Genomic DNA, 17,187 nt, shown 5'->3' with positions numbered 1-17,187 from the left:
GAGGACCGGCCATGACCGACCCGCGCCCCGTGTACACCCGCGCCACCGCGCAGACTGCCGCACTCATCAGGACCGTCCGGCCCGAGCAGCTGACCGGCCCCACCCCGTGTACCGAGTACGACGTGCGCACCCTGCTCAGCCATGTCGTCGGCGGCACCCATCGGCTGGCGGTCCTGGGCGAGGGCGGCGACGGGCTCGCCGTACGGATGTTCGCCGACGACGTCAAGGACGACGACTGGCCGCAGGCCTACGAGGAGGCCAGGACCAGGGCCCTCGCGGCCTGGGCGAGCGACGAGAGCATGGCGGCGACGGTGCGTGAGCCGTGGGGCGAGGTCCTGGGGCGGGACGCCCTCTCCTCGTACGTCATCGAGATCGTGGCCCACACCTGGGACCTCTCCGAAGGCCTCGGACGACCGCTCGAACTCGACCCGGAACCGGCCGAGTTCGCCCTGGCCGCAGCCCGGGCGGGTCTCCCCGACGGCCCTCGTGAAGGGCTCCCTTTCGACGCGGCCCGGCCGGCCCCCGAAGGGGCCGACGCCTACGGGCAGTTGGCGGCCTGGCTGGGGCGGGAGCCTCTCAGCTGAGCCTGGCCCTGGCCAGCTGGCGCGACTGCGCGACCAGCCGGTCCGCGCTGTCCCACACCTCGGCGTCCTCCTCCAGGAAGCCGCCGGCGAGGTTGCGGGTGGTGATCGAGACGCGGAGGGGGCCCGGGGCCGGGCGGCAGCGGACATGCACCGTCAGCTCGACCGTCGGCACCCAGCCGGAGAGGCCGATCTCGAAGGCGGTCGGCGGCAGCGCGTCCACCGCGAGCAGCAGCGAGAAGGGGTCGGCGTCGCGGCCGTCGGCGAGACCGAACCAGGACCTCATCTCGCCCTTGCCGGACGGCGCGCCGAGGGCCCAGCCCAGGGTCGACGGGTCCAGCTTGAGCATCAGCCGGTCGGCGATGGCCGAGCTGCCGGAGACCGGGGCGGGTCCGTCCTGGGGGCCGAAGCACTGGTCCATGGGCGGGATCGCGGGCGGCTTCGCCGTCGTACGGACGTCGTCGGGGAGCGAGTCGAGGTCGCCGTAGGAGGCGAGGACGCGGATGCGCTCGACCTCGTTGCCCTGGTCGTCGTACTGGAAGAGGGAGGCCTGGCCGGTGGACAGTGTGCGGCCGGTGCGGACGACGTCCGTGCGGACGACCGCCGGGCCCGGGCTGGACGCGGTCAGGTAGTGCGCCGAGATCGTGAACGGGTCGGCGTGCGGCAGGGCGTCCGCGAGGGCGCGGCCCAGCACGGCGAGGAGATAGCCGCCATTGACTGCGCTGATGATCGTCCAGCCGGCGGAGAGGTCGATGTCGTAGACCCCGGGCTCGCGGCGGGTGACCGCGGTGTCCCGGTCGAACTCGCTGTCGCCGATGGTGGCGCGCGCGGTAACTGCTTCTGGCATGCCTGAACGGTACAACAAGTGATTACTAAGCGGTAGCTTTGGACGTTACGGCCGCATGACAGACCCAGGTGAGAAGCGGGCAACTTCTTGGTAAGTGTCCGCACTCGTCCGTAAACCTCACTCCGCCGCTCCCCCTCTATGGGGACATGAGCCTCACCGGGACTTCGTTCCTCTACACCCTGATCGCGCTGGCCGTCGTCGCCCTCACCCTGCCGCTCATGCTGTGGTCGCGGTTGCACGGGCCCAGGATCGTGCGTACGGCTGCCCGGGTACTGATGCTGCTGTTCGCCCAGGGGACCGCCGTCGCCCTGGTCTTCGTGCTGGTCAACAACCAGAACAACCTCTACGACAACTGGGCCGACCTGCTCGGCACGGGCGACCACGTCCAGCAGGCCGCGAACCTGGGCGCCGACGGCACCGGCGGCATCGCGCTGAAACGGCTGCCCAGGGTCAGGCAGCAGTTCACCCCCCTCTCCGACGGTGTGCGGGAGACCCAGCTCAAGGGGCGGGTGTCGGGCGTGAACGCCGAGGTCTACGTCTGGCTGCCACCGCAGTACGGCAAGCCCGCCTACCGCCACCACAGGTTCCCGGTCGTCGAGCTGCTGCCGGGCTACCCCGGCTCCGCGAAGGCCTGGTTCGGCTCGCTGCACGCCGAGAAGCAGCTACGGCCGCTCATGCGCGACGGCCGGGTGGCGCCCTTCATCCTGGTCGCCCCGCGCACCAACCTGCTGGCCGGGGTGGACACCGGCTGCGCCAACATCCCGGGCACGGTGAACGCCGACAGCTGGCTCAGCGTCGACGTACCGAAGATGGTCATGGACAACTTCCGTGCCGAGTCCGGGCCGGCCGGCTGGGCGGTCGCCGGGTACTCGGCGGGCGCGCACTGCGCGGTGAAGCTGGCGGTCGCGCACCCCGACCGCTACCGGGCGGCGGTCAGCATGTCGGGCTACAACGACCCGATCGGCGAACGGAACTCGCTGGCCGCGCAGAGCCCGCGGCTGCGGATGGCGAACAACCCGTACCTGCTGCTGCGGGGCGCCCGCACCCCGCCCCGGATCGCGCTCTACGTCTCCGGCCAGCCGGGCGACGGCTACGAGGCGGGCGTGGCCCTCGAACAAGTCGCGAAGGCACCGACGACCGTGCACGTGGTGTACATCCCGAAGAGCGCGGGCGGCCACAACATGGCGCTGTGGCGGCCGCAGGTGGTGCCCGCCTTCGAGTGGCTGACCCAGCAGCTGGGCCTCTCCACGGCTACTCTTCGCGCACCGTCGACCGCCGGTTCCACGCACGCGGCGCTCGCCAGTGGAACCGCATCGCGAGCAGCCGCAGTACGAAGGCCGTGATCGCCGCGAGGGAGCCGGTGAGCGGGGTGAGGGCCTCGTAGCGGATGCACAGCACGACCATGGTGGCGCCGACGATCGCCGGGACCGCGTACAGGTCGCGGTCCCAGCGCAACAGCGAGGGCACCTCGTTGGCGAGGACGTCGCGCAGCACACCGCCGCCGACGGCGGTGGCGAGGCCGAGGGCCGCCGACTGGGTGAGACCGAGTCCGTAGTCGTACGCCTTGGTCGTCCCGGCGACGCAGAACAGGCCGAGGCCGGCCGCGTCGAAGACGTTCACCCCGAGCTGGATGCGCTCCACCTGCGGGTGCAGGAAGAAGACCAGGAGGGCGGCGAACAGTGGGGTGATGAAGTACCCGAGGTCGGTGAAGGCGGCAGGCGGCACGGCCCCGATGATCAGGTCGCGGAACAGCCCTCCGCCCAGCGCGGTGACCTCGGCGAGGACGGCGATGCCGAAGACGTCGAAGTTCTTGCGGACGGCCAGCAGCGCGCCGGAGATGGCGAACACGAAGATGCCGACGAGGTCGAGCGTGTGCTGAATGGACGGGCTGAACAGTTGGTCAACCACCCGGCTACTCCGGGCTTGCACAACGGGCATCACTGGCAGTGATGCTGCGTTTGCGTCCAGCCCCGCCCCGCTGATGCGGTGGTGGGGCAGGGGCGATTGACTGCGCCCCGCGTCGCCACAACTCCCACGCTCTGGCGCGGATGTTGCGGGAGCTGTTCCGGTCCGCGTGATCAACGAATCCGCAGTTCCGGCACGCGAACCAGGCCTGGGAGACCCGGTTCGCCTTGTCTACGTGGCCGCATTCAGCGCAGGTGCGGGAGGTGTACGCCGGATCGACGTGCAGCACCAGCACCCCCGCCCTGCGGGCCTTGTACGCGATGAACGACCCCAGCTGGGCGAATGACCAGCCGGAGTGGGTGGCCCGTTGGGGCTTCCGAAGCCGTACCCGCTCGCGGATGCCCGTCAGGTCTTCCAGAGCAATTCCGCGACCGGTGCGTTCCGCCTCGGCCACCACATGTTTCGCGATCTTGTGGTTGATGTCCCTCGCCCGCCGCGCCTCCTTGCGCCGCCGCTTCTTCAGCCGGCGCTTGGCGGACGGGGTGTTCTTGCGTTGCAGCTTGGCGCGCAGGCCGCGCTCGCGTGTGCGGACCCGATTGAGTTCGCGCCCGGCCAGGATCTCACCGTCCGAGGTGGTGGCAATGTTCACGATGCCCAGGTCGATGCCCAGGAAGTCCACCGGATCGGTGTTCAGCTCGCTCTCAGGGACTTCGCAGGTGGCGTTCAGGAACCACATGCCGTCCCGCTCCAGCAGGTCGGATTCTCCCTTGCGGTACAACGCCAGCGTGGCCAACTGCTCGACCGAGGCGGTGAATGCCACGTTCTTGACCCTCCCGCCGGTGGTCCAGATGGACACCGCCCGCTCCGGGATCTGCCAGGACAGCATCCGGTCGTCATACGGCTGCGCACCCCGCGGGCGGAACATGATCGGCTTCTCGGTTGCCCGGCGGTAGCGCTTCGAGCCAGGCTTGCCGAGGTTTCCGGCCTTCAGATTCGCCTTCAATGTGGTGTACGCGTCACAGGTCTTCTTGATGACGTGCTGGGCAGCCTGCGCACCCAGGCACCAGCGGGACTTGACGTGGTCGTAGGCATGCTTGCGCAGGGGAAAGTTCTTGAACTCCCCTCGCTCGAAGGCAACCTCACTCACCCAGGAGGCGGCCTCGTTGCAGGCGTGCAGGGTCGCCTCGAGTGCCGCCGCCTGATCGGGCGTCGGCAGCAGCTTCACCTGCACCACCAGCTTCACAAGCACCGAACGTACACACCCGCACGAGACGGCACCGCCCGTTCGAAGTCGACCACCTGAACGAGTGACACACAGGGCTGTGCGTCGGCGTCCTGACCGGACGCGAGACCCAGCTGCTCCACGGCCGAACAGACATCATGCCGCCTGACCCAGGATGCGATTCCTCCCGGGCGTGAACGCCCGGGGCTCCTCGCAAGAAACAAGCTGAACTCTGCCGTTCGGGCATGTGCATGACTTTGCCAACTTGTCATGCGCTACTTGTCGGTTGACTCCTGACGGTCGTCTTCCGCGTCCGCGGAAGCGGGCGTCTCCTCCGAGGCGGCCTCCGCCTTCAGCGCCGCCGACGTCGCCGCCGACTCCGCCAGCACCTCGTCCGCGACCAGCTCGGCCGCCTCCTTGGCGACCGTCAGCAGGACCGTGTCCTGCGGGGCCTGGTCCTCGAAGTTCTCCGGGTGGTGGCAGGCGACCTGCTGCCCCGGCTTCAGCTCGACGAGCGCCGGCTCGGTCGTCCTGCAGATCTCCGTGGCCTTCCAGCACCGGGTGTGGAAACGGCAGCCGCTGGGCGGGGAGATCGGCGAGGGCACGTCGCCCTTGAGCAGGATGCGCTCGCTCTTGGCACCCCGGCGCTTGGGGTCCGGCACCGGCACGGCCGACATCAGGGCCTTGGTGTACGGGTGCATCGGCGCCTCGTACAGGGAGGTCCGGTCGGAGAGTTCGACGATCTTGCCGAGGTACATCACCGCGATACGGTCCGAGACATGGCGGACGACGGACAGGTCGTGCGCGATGATCACGTACGTCAGGCCCAGCTCGGACTGCAGGTCGTCCATCAGGTTCACGACCTGAGCCTGGATCGACACGTCCAGCGCGGAGACCGGCTCGTCCGCCACGACCAGCTTCGGCTTGAGCGCGAGCGCGCGGGCGATGCCGATGCGCTGGCGCTGGCCGCCGGAGAACTCGTGCGGGTAGCGGTTGTAGTGCTCGGGGCTGAGACCGACGAGTTCCAGGAGGCGCTGGACCTCCTTCTTCACCCCGCCCTCCGGCTCGACACCCTGGAGCCGGAACGGCGCCGAGACGATGGAGCCGATGGTGTGCCGGGGATTCAGGGAGCCGTACGGGTCCTGGAAGATCATCTGTATGTCCCGCCGCAGCGGGCGCATCCCGGCCGTGCTCAGCCGTGTGATGTCCTGGCCCTCGAAGTGGATCGAGCCGCCGGTCGGGTCCTGGAGCCGGGTGATGACCCGGCCCATGGTCGACTTGCCGCAGCCCGACTCGCCGACCACGCCGAGGGTCTCGCCCTTGCGCACCTCGAAGTCGATGCCGTCGACCGCCTTGACCGCGCCGACCTGGCGCTGGAGCACGCCCTTGCGGATCGGGAAGTGCTTCTTCAGGCCTTCGACCTTGAGCAGCACCTCGCGCTCGTCGGTGGCCACAGGCGCCGCGTCGGTTTTCGCCTCGTCCGTTTTCTTCGTCTCACTCACAGCTTCGGCGCAATCTCTTCGGTCCAGATCCGCGTACGGTCCTCCGGCGAGAGGTGGCAGGCGGAGAAGTGTCCACTGCCGACCGGCTGGAGCTCCGGGCGCACGGTACGGGTGACATCGCCCTTGGGGATGTCCGCGTACGGGCAGCGGGGATGGAAGGCGCAGCCCGAGGGGACGTTGATGAGGCTCGGCGGCTGACCCTTGACCGGGATGAGCCGGTCGGAGGTCTCGCGGTCGATGCGCGGCATCGAGCCCAGCAGACCCCAGGTGTACGGGTGCTGCGGCCGCTCGAAGACGTCGTCGACGCTGCCGCGCTCCACGCACCGGCCGCCGTACATCACCAGGACGTCGTCGGCGATCTCGGCGACCACGCCGAGGTCGTGGGTGATGAGGACGACCGCGGAGCCGAACTCCTTCTGCAGGTCCCGGATGAGGTCGAGGATCTGCGCCTGGACGGTCACGTCGAGAGCGGTCGTCGGCTCGTCCGCGATGAGCAGCTCGGGGTTGTTGACCAGCGCCATGGCGATCATCGCGCGCTGGCGCATACCGCCGGAGAACTCGTGCGGGTAGCCGTCGACACGCTTGTCCGGCTCGGGGATGCCGACCCGGTCGAGCATCTCGATCGCCCGCTTGCGCGCGGTCTTCTTGTTGACGTCGTGGTGGACCCGGTACGCCTCCACGATCTGGTTGCCGATCGTGTAGTACGGGTGCATCGCGGACAGCGGGTCCTGGAAGATCATCGCCATCTCGCGGCCGCGCAGCCGGCGTACCTCGTCCGGGTCGGCGTTCACCAATTCCTTGCCGCCGAGCCAGATCTCGCCGGACATCTGCACGTTCTTGCCGCGTGCGCCGAGCCGGTGCAGTCCCATGATCGCCAGCGAGGTGACGGACTTGCCGGAGCCCGACTCGCCCACTATGCAGAGGGTCTTGCCCTTCTCCACCTGGAAGCTGAGCCCGTCGACGGACTTGACCAGGCCGTCGTCGGTGGGGAAGTGCACCTTGAGGTCACGGACCGCGAGGAAGGCGTCGGGGGCGCTCTCGGGCGAGCTCGTGGGCTCGCCCACGGCGGCACCGGTCTTGGAGAGTTCGGTCACGAGAGCCTCACCCGCGGGTCGGCGGCGGCGTACAACAGGTCCACCAGGAGATTTGCGATCACGACGAAGAGGGCGGCGAGCAGGGTGACGCCGAGGATCGGGGGCAGGTCGTTGTCGGTGATGCCCTGCACCGCGTACTGACCGATACCGGGCAGCGAGAAGACGCTCTCGGTGATCACGGCGCCGCCGAGCAGCAGACCCAGGTCCATGCCGAAGACGGTGATGATCGGGGTCAGCGCGGCCCGCAGCCCGTGCCGGGCCACGACCTTGCGCTCACGCAGGCCCTTGGCGCGGGCCGTGCGAATGAAGTCCTCGTTCATCGTCTCCAGCATGCCCGAGCGGGTGAGCCGGGCGTAGATGGCGGAGTACAGCAGAGCGAGCGAACACCATGCCGGGAAGAGGGTGTTGGCCCACTGGGCCGGATTCTCGGTGAACGGTACATAGGTGCGGCCGAAGATCGGCCACTGGTAGGTGAAGAGCAGCAGCGCCAGGTTGCCCGTGAAGAACATGGGCAGCGAGACACCGGCGAGCGCGACGCCCATGAAGGCGCGGTCGAAGAAGCTGCCGGGCTTGAGCGCGGAGATCACGCCGATCAGGACACCGGACACCAGCCACATCACGGCGGCGCCGAGGGCCAGCGAGAGGGTCACCGGAAGACGCGAGGTGAGCTGCGGCCACACCTCGACGTGGTTCTTGAAGGAGTAGCCGAAGCACGGCGCGTTGCAGTGCGTCGTGGTGGGGCCCAGGTCATAGGTGGCGCCGACCACGATCCCCTTGATGAAGTGCCAGTACTGGAGGTACAGCGGCTGGTCCAGACCCAGGTTCTGCTTGACCGCGGCGATGTCGGCCTGCGTCGGGCTCTTCCCGATGTACTGCTGGGCCAGCTGGTCGGCGGTCTGGCCGGCCATCCGTGGCAGCAGGAAGAAGATGGCGAAGGTGACCGCGGTGACGACCAGCAGCAGGATCACTGCCGCGAACGTCCGACGGAGGATGTACGAGATCACGGGGATCGGCGCTGGTGCCCGCGGGCCGCGAAGCCCGCGGGCACCAATGCCTTCACCTGCCTTCCGGGCTACTTCTCGGTCGTGCCGATGTTGAGGTAGTCGTACTGACCGCTGAAGGCCGCCGTGGACACCAGGTTGGTGAAGGTCGTCGGGCGGTACAGCAGGACCTTGAAGTAGGCCAGCGGGACGATGGCGGCCAGGTCCATCGCACGCTTGTCGATCTCGGCGTACAGGCTGTTGCGCTCGGTCTCGTCCTCGGTGGCGATGGCCTTCTCCAGCGTCTCGTTGATCACCTTGTCGTCAAGGTACGAGAGGTTGGTGTTGCCGGACGCACCGATCGCGTCGCCGTGCAGGATCTGCTGGAGGAAGCCGTAGCCGGACGGCCAGTCGGCACCCCACTGCATCATGTGCAGACCGATGTTCTGCTTCTTGTCGAACGTCGGCACACCCGCGTAGTCGGTGAAGTACTTGCCCGACGGGTACTGCTTCAGGCTCGCGTTGATGCCGACGGTCTTCAGCGAGGCGATGATCGCGGTGGCCGCGTCGACCTCCTGCGGGCGGTCGCTGCGCGCCGAGATATTGGTGGTGATGGTCGACTTGCCGCAGGCCTTCAGCTGCTCCTTGGCCTTGGCGACGTCACCCTTGTTGCCGGTGGTGGCGTAGACGTCCGCCTTCTGGTAGCCCGGGATGTCCGGCGGAAGGACGGTGGTGGCGACGTCACCGCGGATCGGGCCGCCCAGGGAGGTCTGCACGGAGACCTTGTCGACGGCGTACTCGACGGCCTTGCGGCACTCGACCTTGTCGAACGGCGCGACCTGGGTGTTGATCGCCATGTAGACCAGACGGCCACCGTAGGTGTTGTCCGTGTTGGCCTTCAGGGAAGCGTCGTTGACGACCTTCGCCTGGGTCGCGGCCTGGACACCCGTACCGCCGACGTCGATCGCGTCACCGGCCTGGACGTCCTGGTCGATGGTCTCCGGATTGACCTTGAGCTTGACGACGATCTTGTCCGGGTACTGCTTGCGCAGCGGGTCGGTCTTCGCGTCCCAGTTCTTGTTGCGGACGAGGACGACCTGCTTGCCCTCCTCGTAGCTCTGGAACTGGTACGAGCCCGAGGACACGATGCTCTTGACGTAGTCGATGCCCGTGTCCTTGGCCTGGGGCACCGGAGCCGTCTGCGGCGTCGCGACCAGGTAGTCGAACTCCTGGAAGGCGCGGTTGAGCTTGAAGACGATCGTGGTGTCGTCCGGCGTCTCGATGGACTTCAGGCCCTCGGCGCTCTTGTCCTTGTAGGGACCCTTGTACTTGTCGCCGCCCTCGAGGAACTGCTGGAAGTAGTTCGGGCCGAGGGAGAGCACGTCACGCGCGAAGTTGGAGCGCTCGACGGCGTACTTGACGTCCTTCGAGGTGATCGCGGTGCCGTCCTGGTACTTCAGGCCCGAACGCAGCTTGTACGTCCAGGTCTTGCCGCCGTCGCTCGGCACACCCGCGCTCGCGGCGAGGTCCGGGACCAGCTCGTTGCCCGCCTCGCCCGGAGCGGGCTTGAAGGTCATCAGCGGGCGCGCGTAGAGCCGGCTGAGGTTGTACATGAACGCGTAGTACGTGTTGCCGGGGTCGAAGGAGTCCGGAACGTCCGAGTACTCGTACGTCACCGTCCCACCCTTCTGGGTGGAGGCGTTGACGACTTCCTTGGTCGCTGCGTTGGCCCCAGCCGACTTGTTCCCGTTGTTTTCGTTGTTGTCATCGGCCTTGCTGCAACCTGCAAGCAGCAAGCTCACACTGCCGATGGCCGCGACCGCGGCCAGCGCTGACCTTCGCATGATGGTCTGCTTCCCCTCCATTGTCGGAAACTGTTGGACTCTCGCTGCGGCCGCGGATCAGCGGCTGCGCGGGTCGAGAGCGTCACGCAGACCGTCGCCGAGCAGATTGAACGCCAGGACGGTCACGAAGATGGCGAGACCAGGCACGATCATGAACTGCGGGTCGACCTGGTAGTAGTCGACCGCCTGGTTGATCATGCCGCCCCAGGACGCCTGCGGGGGCTGGATGCCGACGCCGAGGAAGCTCAGGGACGCCTCGAAGAGGATGTTGGTCGGGATGAGCAGCGTCGAGTAGACGATGATCGGGCCGACGAGGTTCGGCAGCAGTTCCCGGAAGAGGATGTAGGGCCCTCTGGCTCCCATCCCTCGGGAGGCGTCGACGAACTCCCGCTCGCGCAGGGCCAGCGTCTGGCCCCGGACGATACGGCCCAGATAGGGCCAGTTGAAGAAGCCGATGACGAAGATCAGCACGCTGATGTGGAGCGGCAGGCCTTCCAGCCCGAAGGCGCCGCCCTGCAGGGTGGCGGAGATGGCGATGGCGAACAGCAGGAGAGGGAACGCCAGGAAGGTGTCCATCAGCCGGCTGATGATCGCGTCGACCCGTCCGCCGTAGTAGCCGGCGACCACGCCGAGGACCGCGCCGATCGTGTTGGAGAGGATCGTGGCGCCGAAGGCGACGACCAGGGAGACCCAGGAACCCTCCAGGACGCGGGTGGCGATGTCCCGGCCGAACTTCGGCTCCACACCGAGCGGATGGTCCCAGCTCATGCCGCCGAAGTCACCCTTGGGCAGCGAGGTGTTGGGGTCGATCAGGTCCTGGTTGAGGGCGTTGGGGTCCAGACCGAAGAGCGCCTGGATGGGGCGGGAGAGCACCGCGATCAGGATCAGCAGGATCACGATGACCCCGCCGGCGACGGCCAGCTTGTCCCTCTTGAAACGGGACCATGCGATCTGTCCCAGGGAACGACCTTCGATCTGCCCCTTACCGGCGCCGGCGAGCACAGCTTCCGGCTGTGCCCCCGCTTGCGCCCCGGTGGTGTCGATCGGTGCGGTCACAGTGACCTGACCCCTCTCGCCGGTGGTGACCGGCCTGTGCTTGCCGTGGATTACGGCTTTGTCGACTTGCACTCGCTCACAGGATCCACCGATCCCGTGTCTGAGTGGGGAGTCTTCAGCGTCGTCGCGATCACCCGCCAGGTCTGGCGAAGAAAGTATGCGCAACCGTGATGCAGTGCTGGGGATTCCGTTATCCGAACAGCGGGTAACGCCTCGCGGACGCGGGGCAGTTGGGACAGAACGGCACAATAGGCGATCTTCACGACCATCCGCCGTCATCTACGCGCGAAGAAATGTAGCCGTTACGTGATGGCCGCGACGCGACGGCGAGAAGGGATCGGCGCCCTGTCAGTAACCTCCGCGGGCCGGCGGATAGCCGTAGCCCGCCGCGGGGGCCTGTGCGGGGGCCGCGTGGGCCTCGCGGTCGTAGAAGGGGCGGGCGCCGGCCCGCATCCACAGCGCCACCGGGTCGAAGTCGTCGGACATCGCCACGGTCGACACCGGCAGCCCGTCCGGGACCGCGCCGATCGACTGCTGCATCATCGCGCGCACCGAGTCGACGGCCGACGGGCTGGTGTCGTACACGTCGAGACCGATGGCGAGATACGGCGCCCCGAGCGCCGGCTGCACCCAGGCGCGGCGCAGCGAGCGGACCGCCGGGGTGCGGTGGGCGTTCTGCGCGAGCAGGGCGTAGAACTGCGGGACCTCGACACCGGGTTCCGACAGGCGCAGCGGGCCGGCGGGCTGGCGCTCCAGGCCGGTGGCGATGCGGCGCAGGTCGAGCCAGGGGATGCCGACGCCGCCGCCCGGCGCGTGCGGGTTCAGCCAGAGGCCGTAGTGGTCGGGGTAGAGGGTCCGGGCCACGTCGAGGCCGTCGACCACCTCGTATGACCTGTTCCAGCCGCTGGCGCTCAGTTCCTGGGCGGAGGTGACGCAGGGGGCGTAGCCGTACCCGTCGACCTCCATGTTTCCGTACTGGGCGTCGGGGGAGCCGGCCTGGCCGTGCCACAGCAGCATCCAGACCTGGCCGGAGTTCGGTGTCGCGAGCGCGCGGAGGAGTGCCTCGTAGGCGTCGTAGCGCCCGGGGGTGACCTGGCGCAGCATGTGCTCGACCTGGCCCGTCGCGGTCGTGCCGCTCGCGCTCACCATTTACCGCCCCTCGAATCCGTCGGTTTGGACCAGCTTAAGCGTTGGGAACTCGGACCTTGCTGTCGTCTGCGGGGTGCGGGTGCGTCGTGGTTGATCGCGCCCGCGCGGCGGAGCCGCATATCGATACAGCTCCACGCCCCGAGGTATGTCTACTGGCCCTGTGTATAGAAGGGCCGTACCTGCCCGCGCATCCAGTCGCCCACCGGGTCCTGCGCAACGTCCAACAGGACCAGGTTTACCGGCCACTGGACCGGCACCTGGGTCAGGGCCCTGCCCAGCGCGTCCATCGGGAGGATCCGCAAGTCGCCCTCCCACTGGGAGAGTTCGACGCCGATGAACATCACCGGGGGCGCCGCCTCGATCGCGGCGAGGCAGCGGCGGGCCGTGACGACCACGCCCGTGGCCGCGAACTCGGCGGAGGCCGCGGCGAGGAAGTCGACCGGGTCGTCCTGCCAGTCGGGCTCGTAGAGCTTGACGCGGCCGCCGGTGTTGGAGCCGTCCAGGGGGGTGCGGCCGACACGGCAGAGTTCGGCCACGGCGGGCGGCGGGAGCGGGACGCCGACCACGCCGTCCGGGTTCACGGCGATGCCCACCTGCGGGGGCAGGCCGCGCGCGAACTCGACCGCGGGGGCGATGGTGAACGACATGTGCGAGCCGGTCACCTGGCGGAACTGCTCCTCGGAGCTGAAGACGGGGACGTACGCCTGGCCGTCGATCTCGAGAGTGGGCAGGTCCAGCGGGCCGCTGTGCGGGCCGCCGCCGTTCGGCAGGGGGATCCAGAGGAAGCTGCGGCCGAGGACCTCGATGATCCGGCCGCCGGCCGAGGGCATGCCGAGGGAGGCGGAGAGCACCTCCTCCAGCTCGTTGCCGGGCCATCCGCCGCCGTGCGGATGGAGGTGCGCCTGTGCCGGGAAGTCCGGGAAGTCCATCGTCTTCTGACCGCCTGCTGTGAACCGCTGGTGTGGCCGAAAGGCTATCGGGTCAGCCCGTGAAGCCGATCCGGCGCAGCACGTCCGCCGCGGCCCGGTCGATCAGCACCGCCGAGCCGCAGCCCTGGGGCAGGTCGCCCTGCTCCACGGACCGGATCAGCCGGGACGCCGCCCCGCGGTGCCGCAGGAACGCGTACCGCGAGACACCGCGGCCGCGCTCGCGCTGGCCGGCCAGGGCCGTGCCCGGGGTGACGTCGAGCAGCAGCAGGTGCAGCATGCCGCCCCGGCGGCGGGCCTCCCGGGCCAGCCAGCCGCGCACCCAGGCCTGCGTACCGCAGTCGTGCACGACGACACCCTTGCCGGAGCGCAGGGCGCGGCGCAGTCCGGCGTAGTGGGCGAGGCGGACGAGCGGGCGGTAGACCGCGTAGGGCAGGAAACGGGAGAGCCGGGTGTCCCAGCGGTCGCGGGTGTTCTGGGAGTCGATCCCCATGCCCTTGACGGTGCGCTTCATGAGCGTGGTCTTGCCGCTGCCGGGCAGGCCCGTGATCACCACCAGGTCCTTGGGGCCGAACAGCAGGGCGTGCGGGCTGTGGCCGGCACGGTCGCGCAGGTCGCGGACGACGGGTGCGGGCAGCGGGCCGCACGCCTCCCGCGCCGGGCCCGCGGGCTGCTTGGGCAGCGCGACGGCTGAGCTCGTGGCGTACGCCGGAGTCCTGTTCACCGTGATCGTCCTCCCCTGGGGTGGGTCTCACGTCCCATCCCCACCGAGTGTAAAGAGAAGGTAATCCGCGATGTCTCGCGTTTTCGTGATCGTCCTGCCACAAGCCAGTCACAAAGGGGAGGGGCCAGATGCGGCCCTGCCGTACTCGTCCGATGCGTGCAATGATGTCCGCGCCAACTGCATACCGGCCGCTTGAATCCGCGCGGGAGAGTCCCGGGTCGTACGTTCTCGTACGCGTACCCGGGCGCCGAAGGAGCAAGTCCCTCCCTTGAATCTCTCAGGCCCCGTTACCGCGCGGGCGAGGCACATCTGAAAAGCGGGCCGCTGTTTCCTGGTGGCCCCACCCACGGTGCAAGCCATGTCCTTCATGGCGAACCTCTCAGGTTCCGATGACAGATGGGGAGGAACGACCTCGCCCGTCATGCCTTGGGAGACGACCGTCCGATGAGCAGTAACGACCCCTCTCAGAAGCGCCGTACCGCGCTCGATGCCCTGCATCGTTCGCTCGGCGCGACGATGACCGACTTCGCCGGCTGGGACATGCCCCTGCGGTACGGCTCCGAGCGCGACGAGCACAACGCCGTCCGCACGAAGGCCGGCCTCTTCGACCTCTCGCACATGGGCGAGATCACCGTGACCGGGCCGCAGGCGGCCGACTTCCTGAACTTCGCCCTCGTCGGCAACATCGCCTCCGTGGGTGTCGGCCGCGCCCGCTACACCATGATCTGCCAGGCCGACGGCGGCATCCTCGACGATCTCATCGTCTACCGGCTCGGTGAGACCGAAGCCGGGTCTTCTCACTACATGGTCGTCGCCAACGCCGGCAACGCGCAGATCGTGCTCGACGCACTCGTGGAGCGGGTCGTCGGCTTCGACGCCGTCGTCCGTGACGACCGGGACGCCTACGCCCTCCTCGCCGTCCAGGGGCCCGAGTCCCCCGGCATCCTCAAGTCGCTCACCGACGCCGACCTCGACGGCCTGAAGTACTACGCCGGTCTGCCCGGCACCGTCGCGGGTGTCCCCGCCCTCATCGCCCGCACCGGCTACACCGGCGAGGACGGCTTCGAGCTGTTCGTGAAGCCGGAGGACGCCGTCGAGCTGTGGCAGGCCCTGACCAAGGCCGGCGAGGGCGTCGGCCTGGTCCCCTGCGGCCTGTCCTGCCGGGACACGCTGCGCCTGGAGGCGGGCATGCCGCTGTACGGGCACGAGCTGACGACCTCCCTGACTCCCTTCGACGCCGGGCTCGGCCGGGTGGTGAAGTTCGAGAAGGCGGGCGACTTCGTGGGCCGCGCCGCCCTGCGCGAGGCCGTCGAGAACCTCAACCACGAGCCGCCGCGCGTCCTGGTCGGCCTGGTCGCCGAGGGCCGCCGCGTCCCGCGCGCCGGGTACCCGGTCGTCGCCGACGGCCAGGTGATCGGCGAGGTCACCTCGGGCGCCCCCTCCCCCACGCTCGGGAAGCCGATCGCGATGGCGTACGTCGACGCCGAGCACTCGGCGCCGGGCACCGCCGGTGTCGGTGTGGACATCCGGGGCAGCCACGAACCGTACGAGGTCGTGGCGCTGCCGTTCTACAAGCGGCAGAAGTAGACACTCGAAGCGGTCCGTGCGTGACCCTGCGCACATTTCCGCTGCTCACGTGCGTTTCCAGCAGTCCCTCACTCACCACCACTCCCCCGCGTACAGGAGAATTCAGGCCATGAGCAACCCCCAGCAGCTGCGCTACAGCAAGGAGCACGAATGGCTGTCGGGCGCCGAGGACGGCGTCTCGACGGTCGGCATCACGGAGCACGCGGCCAACGCGCTCGGCGATGTCGTCTTCGTCCAGCTCCCGGAGGTCGGTGCCACGGTCACCGCAGGCGAGACCTGCGGCGAGCTGGAGTCGACCAAGTCGGTCTCCGACCTGTACTCCCCCGTCGCCGGTGAGGTCACCGAGGTCAACGAGGACGTCGTCAACGACCCGTCGCTGGTGAACTCCGCGCCCTTCGAGGGCGGCTGGCTGTTCAAGGTACGCGTCGCGGAGGAGCCGGCCGACCTGCTCTCCGCCGACGAGTACACCGCCTTTTCCGCCGGCTGAGGAGTCGTACACCTGATGTCCGTTCTGAACACGCCCCTGCACGAGCTCGACCCGGAGATCGCCGCCGCGGTCGACGCCGAGGTCCAGCGCCAGCAGTCCACCCTCGAGATGATCGCCTCCGAGAACTTCGCGCCTCTCGCGGTCATGGAGGCGCAGGGCTCGGTCCTCACCAACAAGTACGCCGAGGGCTACCCCGGTCGCCGCTACTACGGCGGCTGCGAGCACGTCGACGTCGCCGAGCAGATCGCGATCGACCGGGTCAAGGAGCTGTTCGGCGCCGAGTACGCCAACGTGCAGCCCCACTCCGGCGCCTCCGCCAACCAGGCCGCGCTGTTCGCGCTGGCCCAGCCCGGCGACACCATCCTCGGGCTGGACCTCGCCCACGGCGGTCACCTGACCCACGGGATGCGGCTGAACTTCTCCGGCAAGCAGTTCAACGTGGTCGCGTACCACGTGGACGACGCCGGTCTCGTCGACATGGCGGAGGTCGAGCGGCTCGCCAAGGAGCACCGGCCGAAGGTGATCATCGCGGGCTGGTCGGCGTATCCGCGGCAGCTGGACTTCGCCGAGTTCCGCCGGATCGCGGACGAGGTCGAGGCGTACCTGTGGGTCGACATGGCGCACTTCGCCGGTCTGGTCGCGGCGGGCCTGCACCCGAACCCGGTCGAGTACGCCGATGTCGTCACCTCCACCACCCACAAGACGCTGGGCGGCCCCCGCGGCGGCATCATCCTCGCCAAGAAGGACTTCGCGAAGAAGCTCAACTCCTCCGTCTTCCCGGGCTTCCAGGGCGGTCCCCTGGAGCACGTGATCGCGGCGAAGGCGGTCTCCTTCAAGGTCGCCGCCTCGGAGGACTTCAAGGAGCGCCAGCGGCGTACGGTGGAGGGTGCGCGGATCCTCGCCGAGCGTCTGACGGCCGCGGACGCCCGTGAGGCCGGGGTGAACGTCCTGTCCGGCGGCACGGACGTGCACCTCATTCTCGTCGATCTGCGCGAGTCCGAGCTGGACGGCCGGCAGGCCGAGGACCGTCTGCACGAGGTCGGCATCACGGTCAACCGCAACGCGGTCCCGAACGACCCGCGTCCGCCGATGGTGACGTCCGGTCTGCGGATCGGTACGCCGGCCCTCGCCACCCGCGGTTTCACGGCCGAGGACTTCGCCGAGGTCGCGGACGTCATCGCTTCGGCGCTGAAGCCGTCGTATGACGTGGAAGGCCTGAAGGCCCGGGTCAAGGCCCTCGCCGACAAGCACCCGCTGTACCCCGGTCTGAACAAGTAGTTCCC

The 17,187-nt window shown here is 68.8% G+C and carries 16 protein-coding genes and 2 riboswitches; of the genes, 5 read left to right on the top strand and 11 right to left on the bottom strand.

The genetic code is table 11. The features are described 5' to 3' along the window. Positions 1-11 precede the first annotated feature (11 nt). Entirely contained in the window at positions 12-584 is a 573-nt protein-coding gene (locus tag IG08_RS0133360) for a TIGR03086 family metal-binding protein (protein WP_030611190.1), read from the top strand. Here IG08_RS0133360 and IG08_RS0133355 read toward each other — a convergent pair. Further along, a complete protein-coding gene (locus IG08_RS0133355) occupies positions 577-1,428 on the bottom strand; it encodes a thioesterase family protein (protein ID WP_030611188.1) in 852 nt (283 codons plus the stop codon). The genes IG08_RS0133360 and IG08_RS0133355 overlap by 8 nt on opposite strands. Positions 1,429-1,574: 146 nt before the next feature. On the opposite strand from IG08_RS0133355, the gene IG08_RS0133350 reads away from it, so the two are divergent. Then, positions 1,575-2,771: an alpha/beta hydrolase gene (locus IG08_RS0133350; RefSeq protein WP_030611185.1), complete on the top strand. Its 1,197-nt coding sequence runs from the start codon at positions 1,575-1,577 to the stop codon at positions 2,769-2,771. Here the strand turns inward: IG08_RS0133350 and IG08_RS0133345 are convergent. The 10 genes from IG08_RS0133345 to IG08_RS0133300 form a co-directional block, all read right to left on the bottom strand. Beyond that, positions 2,680-3,336, bottom strand: coding sequence for a trimeric intracellular cation channel family protein (locus tag IG08_RS0133345; RefSeq protein ID WP_030611184.1), 657 nt, complete (start codon positions 3,334-3,336; stop codon positions 2,680-2,682). The two genes, IG08_RS0133350 and IG08_RS0133345, sit on opposite strands and share 92 nt — an antisense overlap. Positions 3,337-3,340: 4 nt before the next feature. Further along, positions 3,341-4,576 (bottom strand): RNA-guided endonuclease InsQ/TnpB family protein, encoded by a 1,236-nt coding sequence (locus IG08_RS0133340; RefSeq protein ID WP_030611183.1) that lies wholly within the window; start codon positions 4,574-4,576, stop codon positions 3,341-3,343. A gap of 254 nt (positions 4,577-4,830) precedes the next feature. Next, complete coding sequence (locus tag IG08_RS0133335; RefSeq protein WP_043455866.1) at positions 4,831-6,057, bottom strand: ABC transporter ATP-binding protein; 1,227 nt, start codon at positions 6,055-6,057, stop codon at positions 4,831-4,833. Next, positions 6,054-7,151 (bottom strand): ABC transporter ATP-binding protein, encoded by a 1,098-nt coding sequence (locus tag IG08_RS0133330; protein WP_030611181.1) that lies wholly within the window; start codon positions 7,149-7,151, stop codon positions 6,054-6,056. The genes IG08_RS0133335 and IG08_RS0133330 overlap by 4 nt, the downstream gene beginning before the upstream one ends. Beyond that, positions 7,148-8,155: an ABC transporter permease gene (locus tag IG08_RS0133325; protein WP_030611180.1), complete on the bottom strand. Its 1,008-nt coding sequence runs from the start codon at positions 8,153-8,155 to the stop codon at positions 7,148-7,150. The genes IG08_RS0133330 and IG08_RS0133325 overlap by 4 nt, the downstream gene beginning before the upstream one ends. Positions 8,156-8,223: 68 nt before the next feature. Beyond that, positions 8,224-9,975 (bottom strand): ABC transporter substrate-binding protein, encoded by a 1,752-nt coding sequence (locus tag IG08_RS0133320; RefSeq protein ID WP_476713206.1) that lies wholly within the window; start codon positions 9,973-9,975, stop codon positions 8,224-8,226. Positions 9,976-10,032: 57 nt separating this feature from the next. Next, on the bottom strand, positions 10,033-11,031 hold the full coding sequence (locus IG08_RS0133315; RefSeq protein ID WP_030611176.1) for an ABC transporter permease: 999 nt from the start codon (positions 11,029-11,031) through the stop codon (positions 10,033-10,035). A gap of 348 nt (positions 11,032-11,379) precedes the next feature. After that, positions 11,380-12,177 carry an enhanced serine sensitivity protein SseB C-terminal domain-containing protein gene (locus IG08_RS0133310; RefSeq protein ID WP_030611173.1) on the bottom strand — a complete coding sequence of 266 codons (798 nt, stop codon included), beginning with the start codon at positions 12,175-12,177 and terminating at the stop codon, positions 11,380-11,382. A 152-nt stretch (positions 12,178-12,329) separates the two neighbouring features. After that, the gene (locus tag IG08_RS0133305; protein ID WP_030611170.1) at positions 12,330-13,109 is read right to left on the bottom strand and encodes an enhanced serine sensitivity protein SseB; all 780 of its coding nucleotides are present in this window, start codon (positions 13,107-13,109) and stop codon (positions 12,330-12,332) included. A gap of 52 nt (positions 13,110-13,161) precedes the next feature. Further along, the gene (locus IG08_RS0133300; protein ID WP_043455863.1) at positions 13,162-13,836 is read right to left on the bottom strand and encodes an AAA family ATPase; all 675 of its coding nucleotides are present in this window, start codon (positions 13,834-13,836) and stop codon (positions 13,162-13,164) included. Between the two features lie 187 nt (positions 13,837-14,023). Further along, a riboswitch (glycine riboswitch) is annotated at positions 14,024-14,133 on the top strand. Next, positions 14,134-14,236: riboswitch (glycine riboswitch) on the top strand. Positions 14,237-14,274: 38 nt separating this feature from the next. Between IG08_RS0133300 and gcvT the strand changes: the two genes are divergently transcribed. The 3 genes from gcvT (at position 14,275) to glyA (ending at position 17,182) form a co-directional block, all read left to right on the top strand. Next, positions 14,275-15,417 (top strand): glycine cleavage system aminomethyltransferase GcvT, encoded by a 1,143-nt coding sequence (gene gcvT / locus IG08_RS0133295; protein ID WP_030611164.1) that lies wholly within the window; start codon positions 14,275-14,277, stop codon positions 15,415-15,417. Between the two features lie 109 nt (positions 15,418-15,526). Next, a complete protein-coding gene (gene gcvH, locus IG08_RS0133290) occupies positions 15,527-15,904 on the top strand; it encodes a glycine cleavage system protein GcvH (protein ID WP_030611161.1) in 378 nt (125 codons plus the stop codon). A 15-nt stretch (positions 15,905-15,919) separates the two neighbouring features. Further along, entirely contained in the window at positions 15,920-17,182 is a 1,263-nt protein-coding gene (gene glyA, locus IG08_RS0133285) for a serine hydroxymethyltransferase (RefSeq protein ID WP_030611158.1), read from the top strand. The last annotated feature ends 5 nt before the right edge of the window (positions 17,183-17,187 follow it).

This window comes from Streptomyces fulvoviolaceus, assembly GCF_000718165.1.
Taxonomy (GTDB): domain Bacteria; phylum Actinomycetota; class Actinomycetes; order Streptomycetales; family Streptomycetaceae; genus Streptomyces; species Streptomyces fulvoviolaceus.
This window is presented reverse-complemented; position numbering and strand designations above follow the sequence as displayed.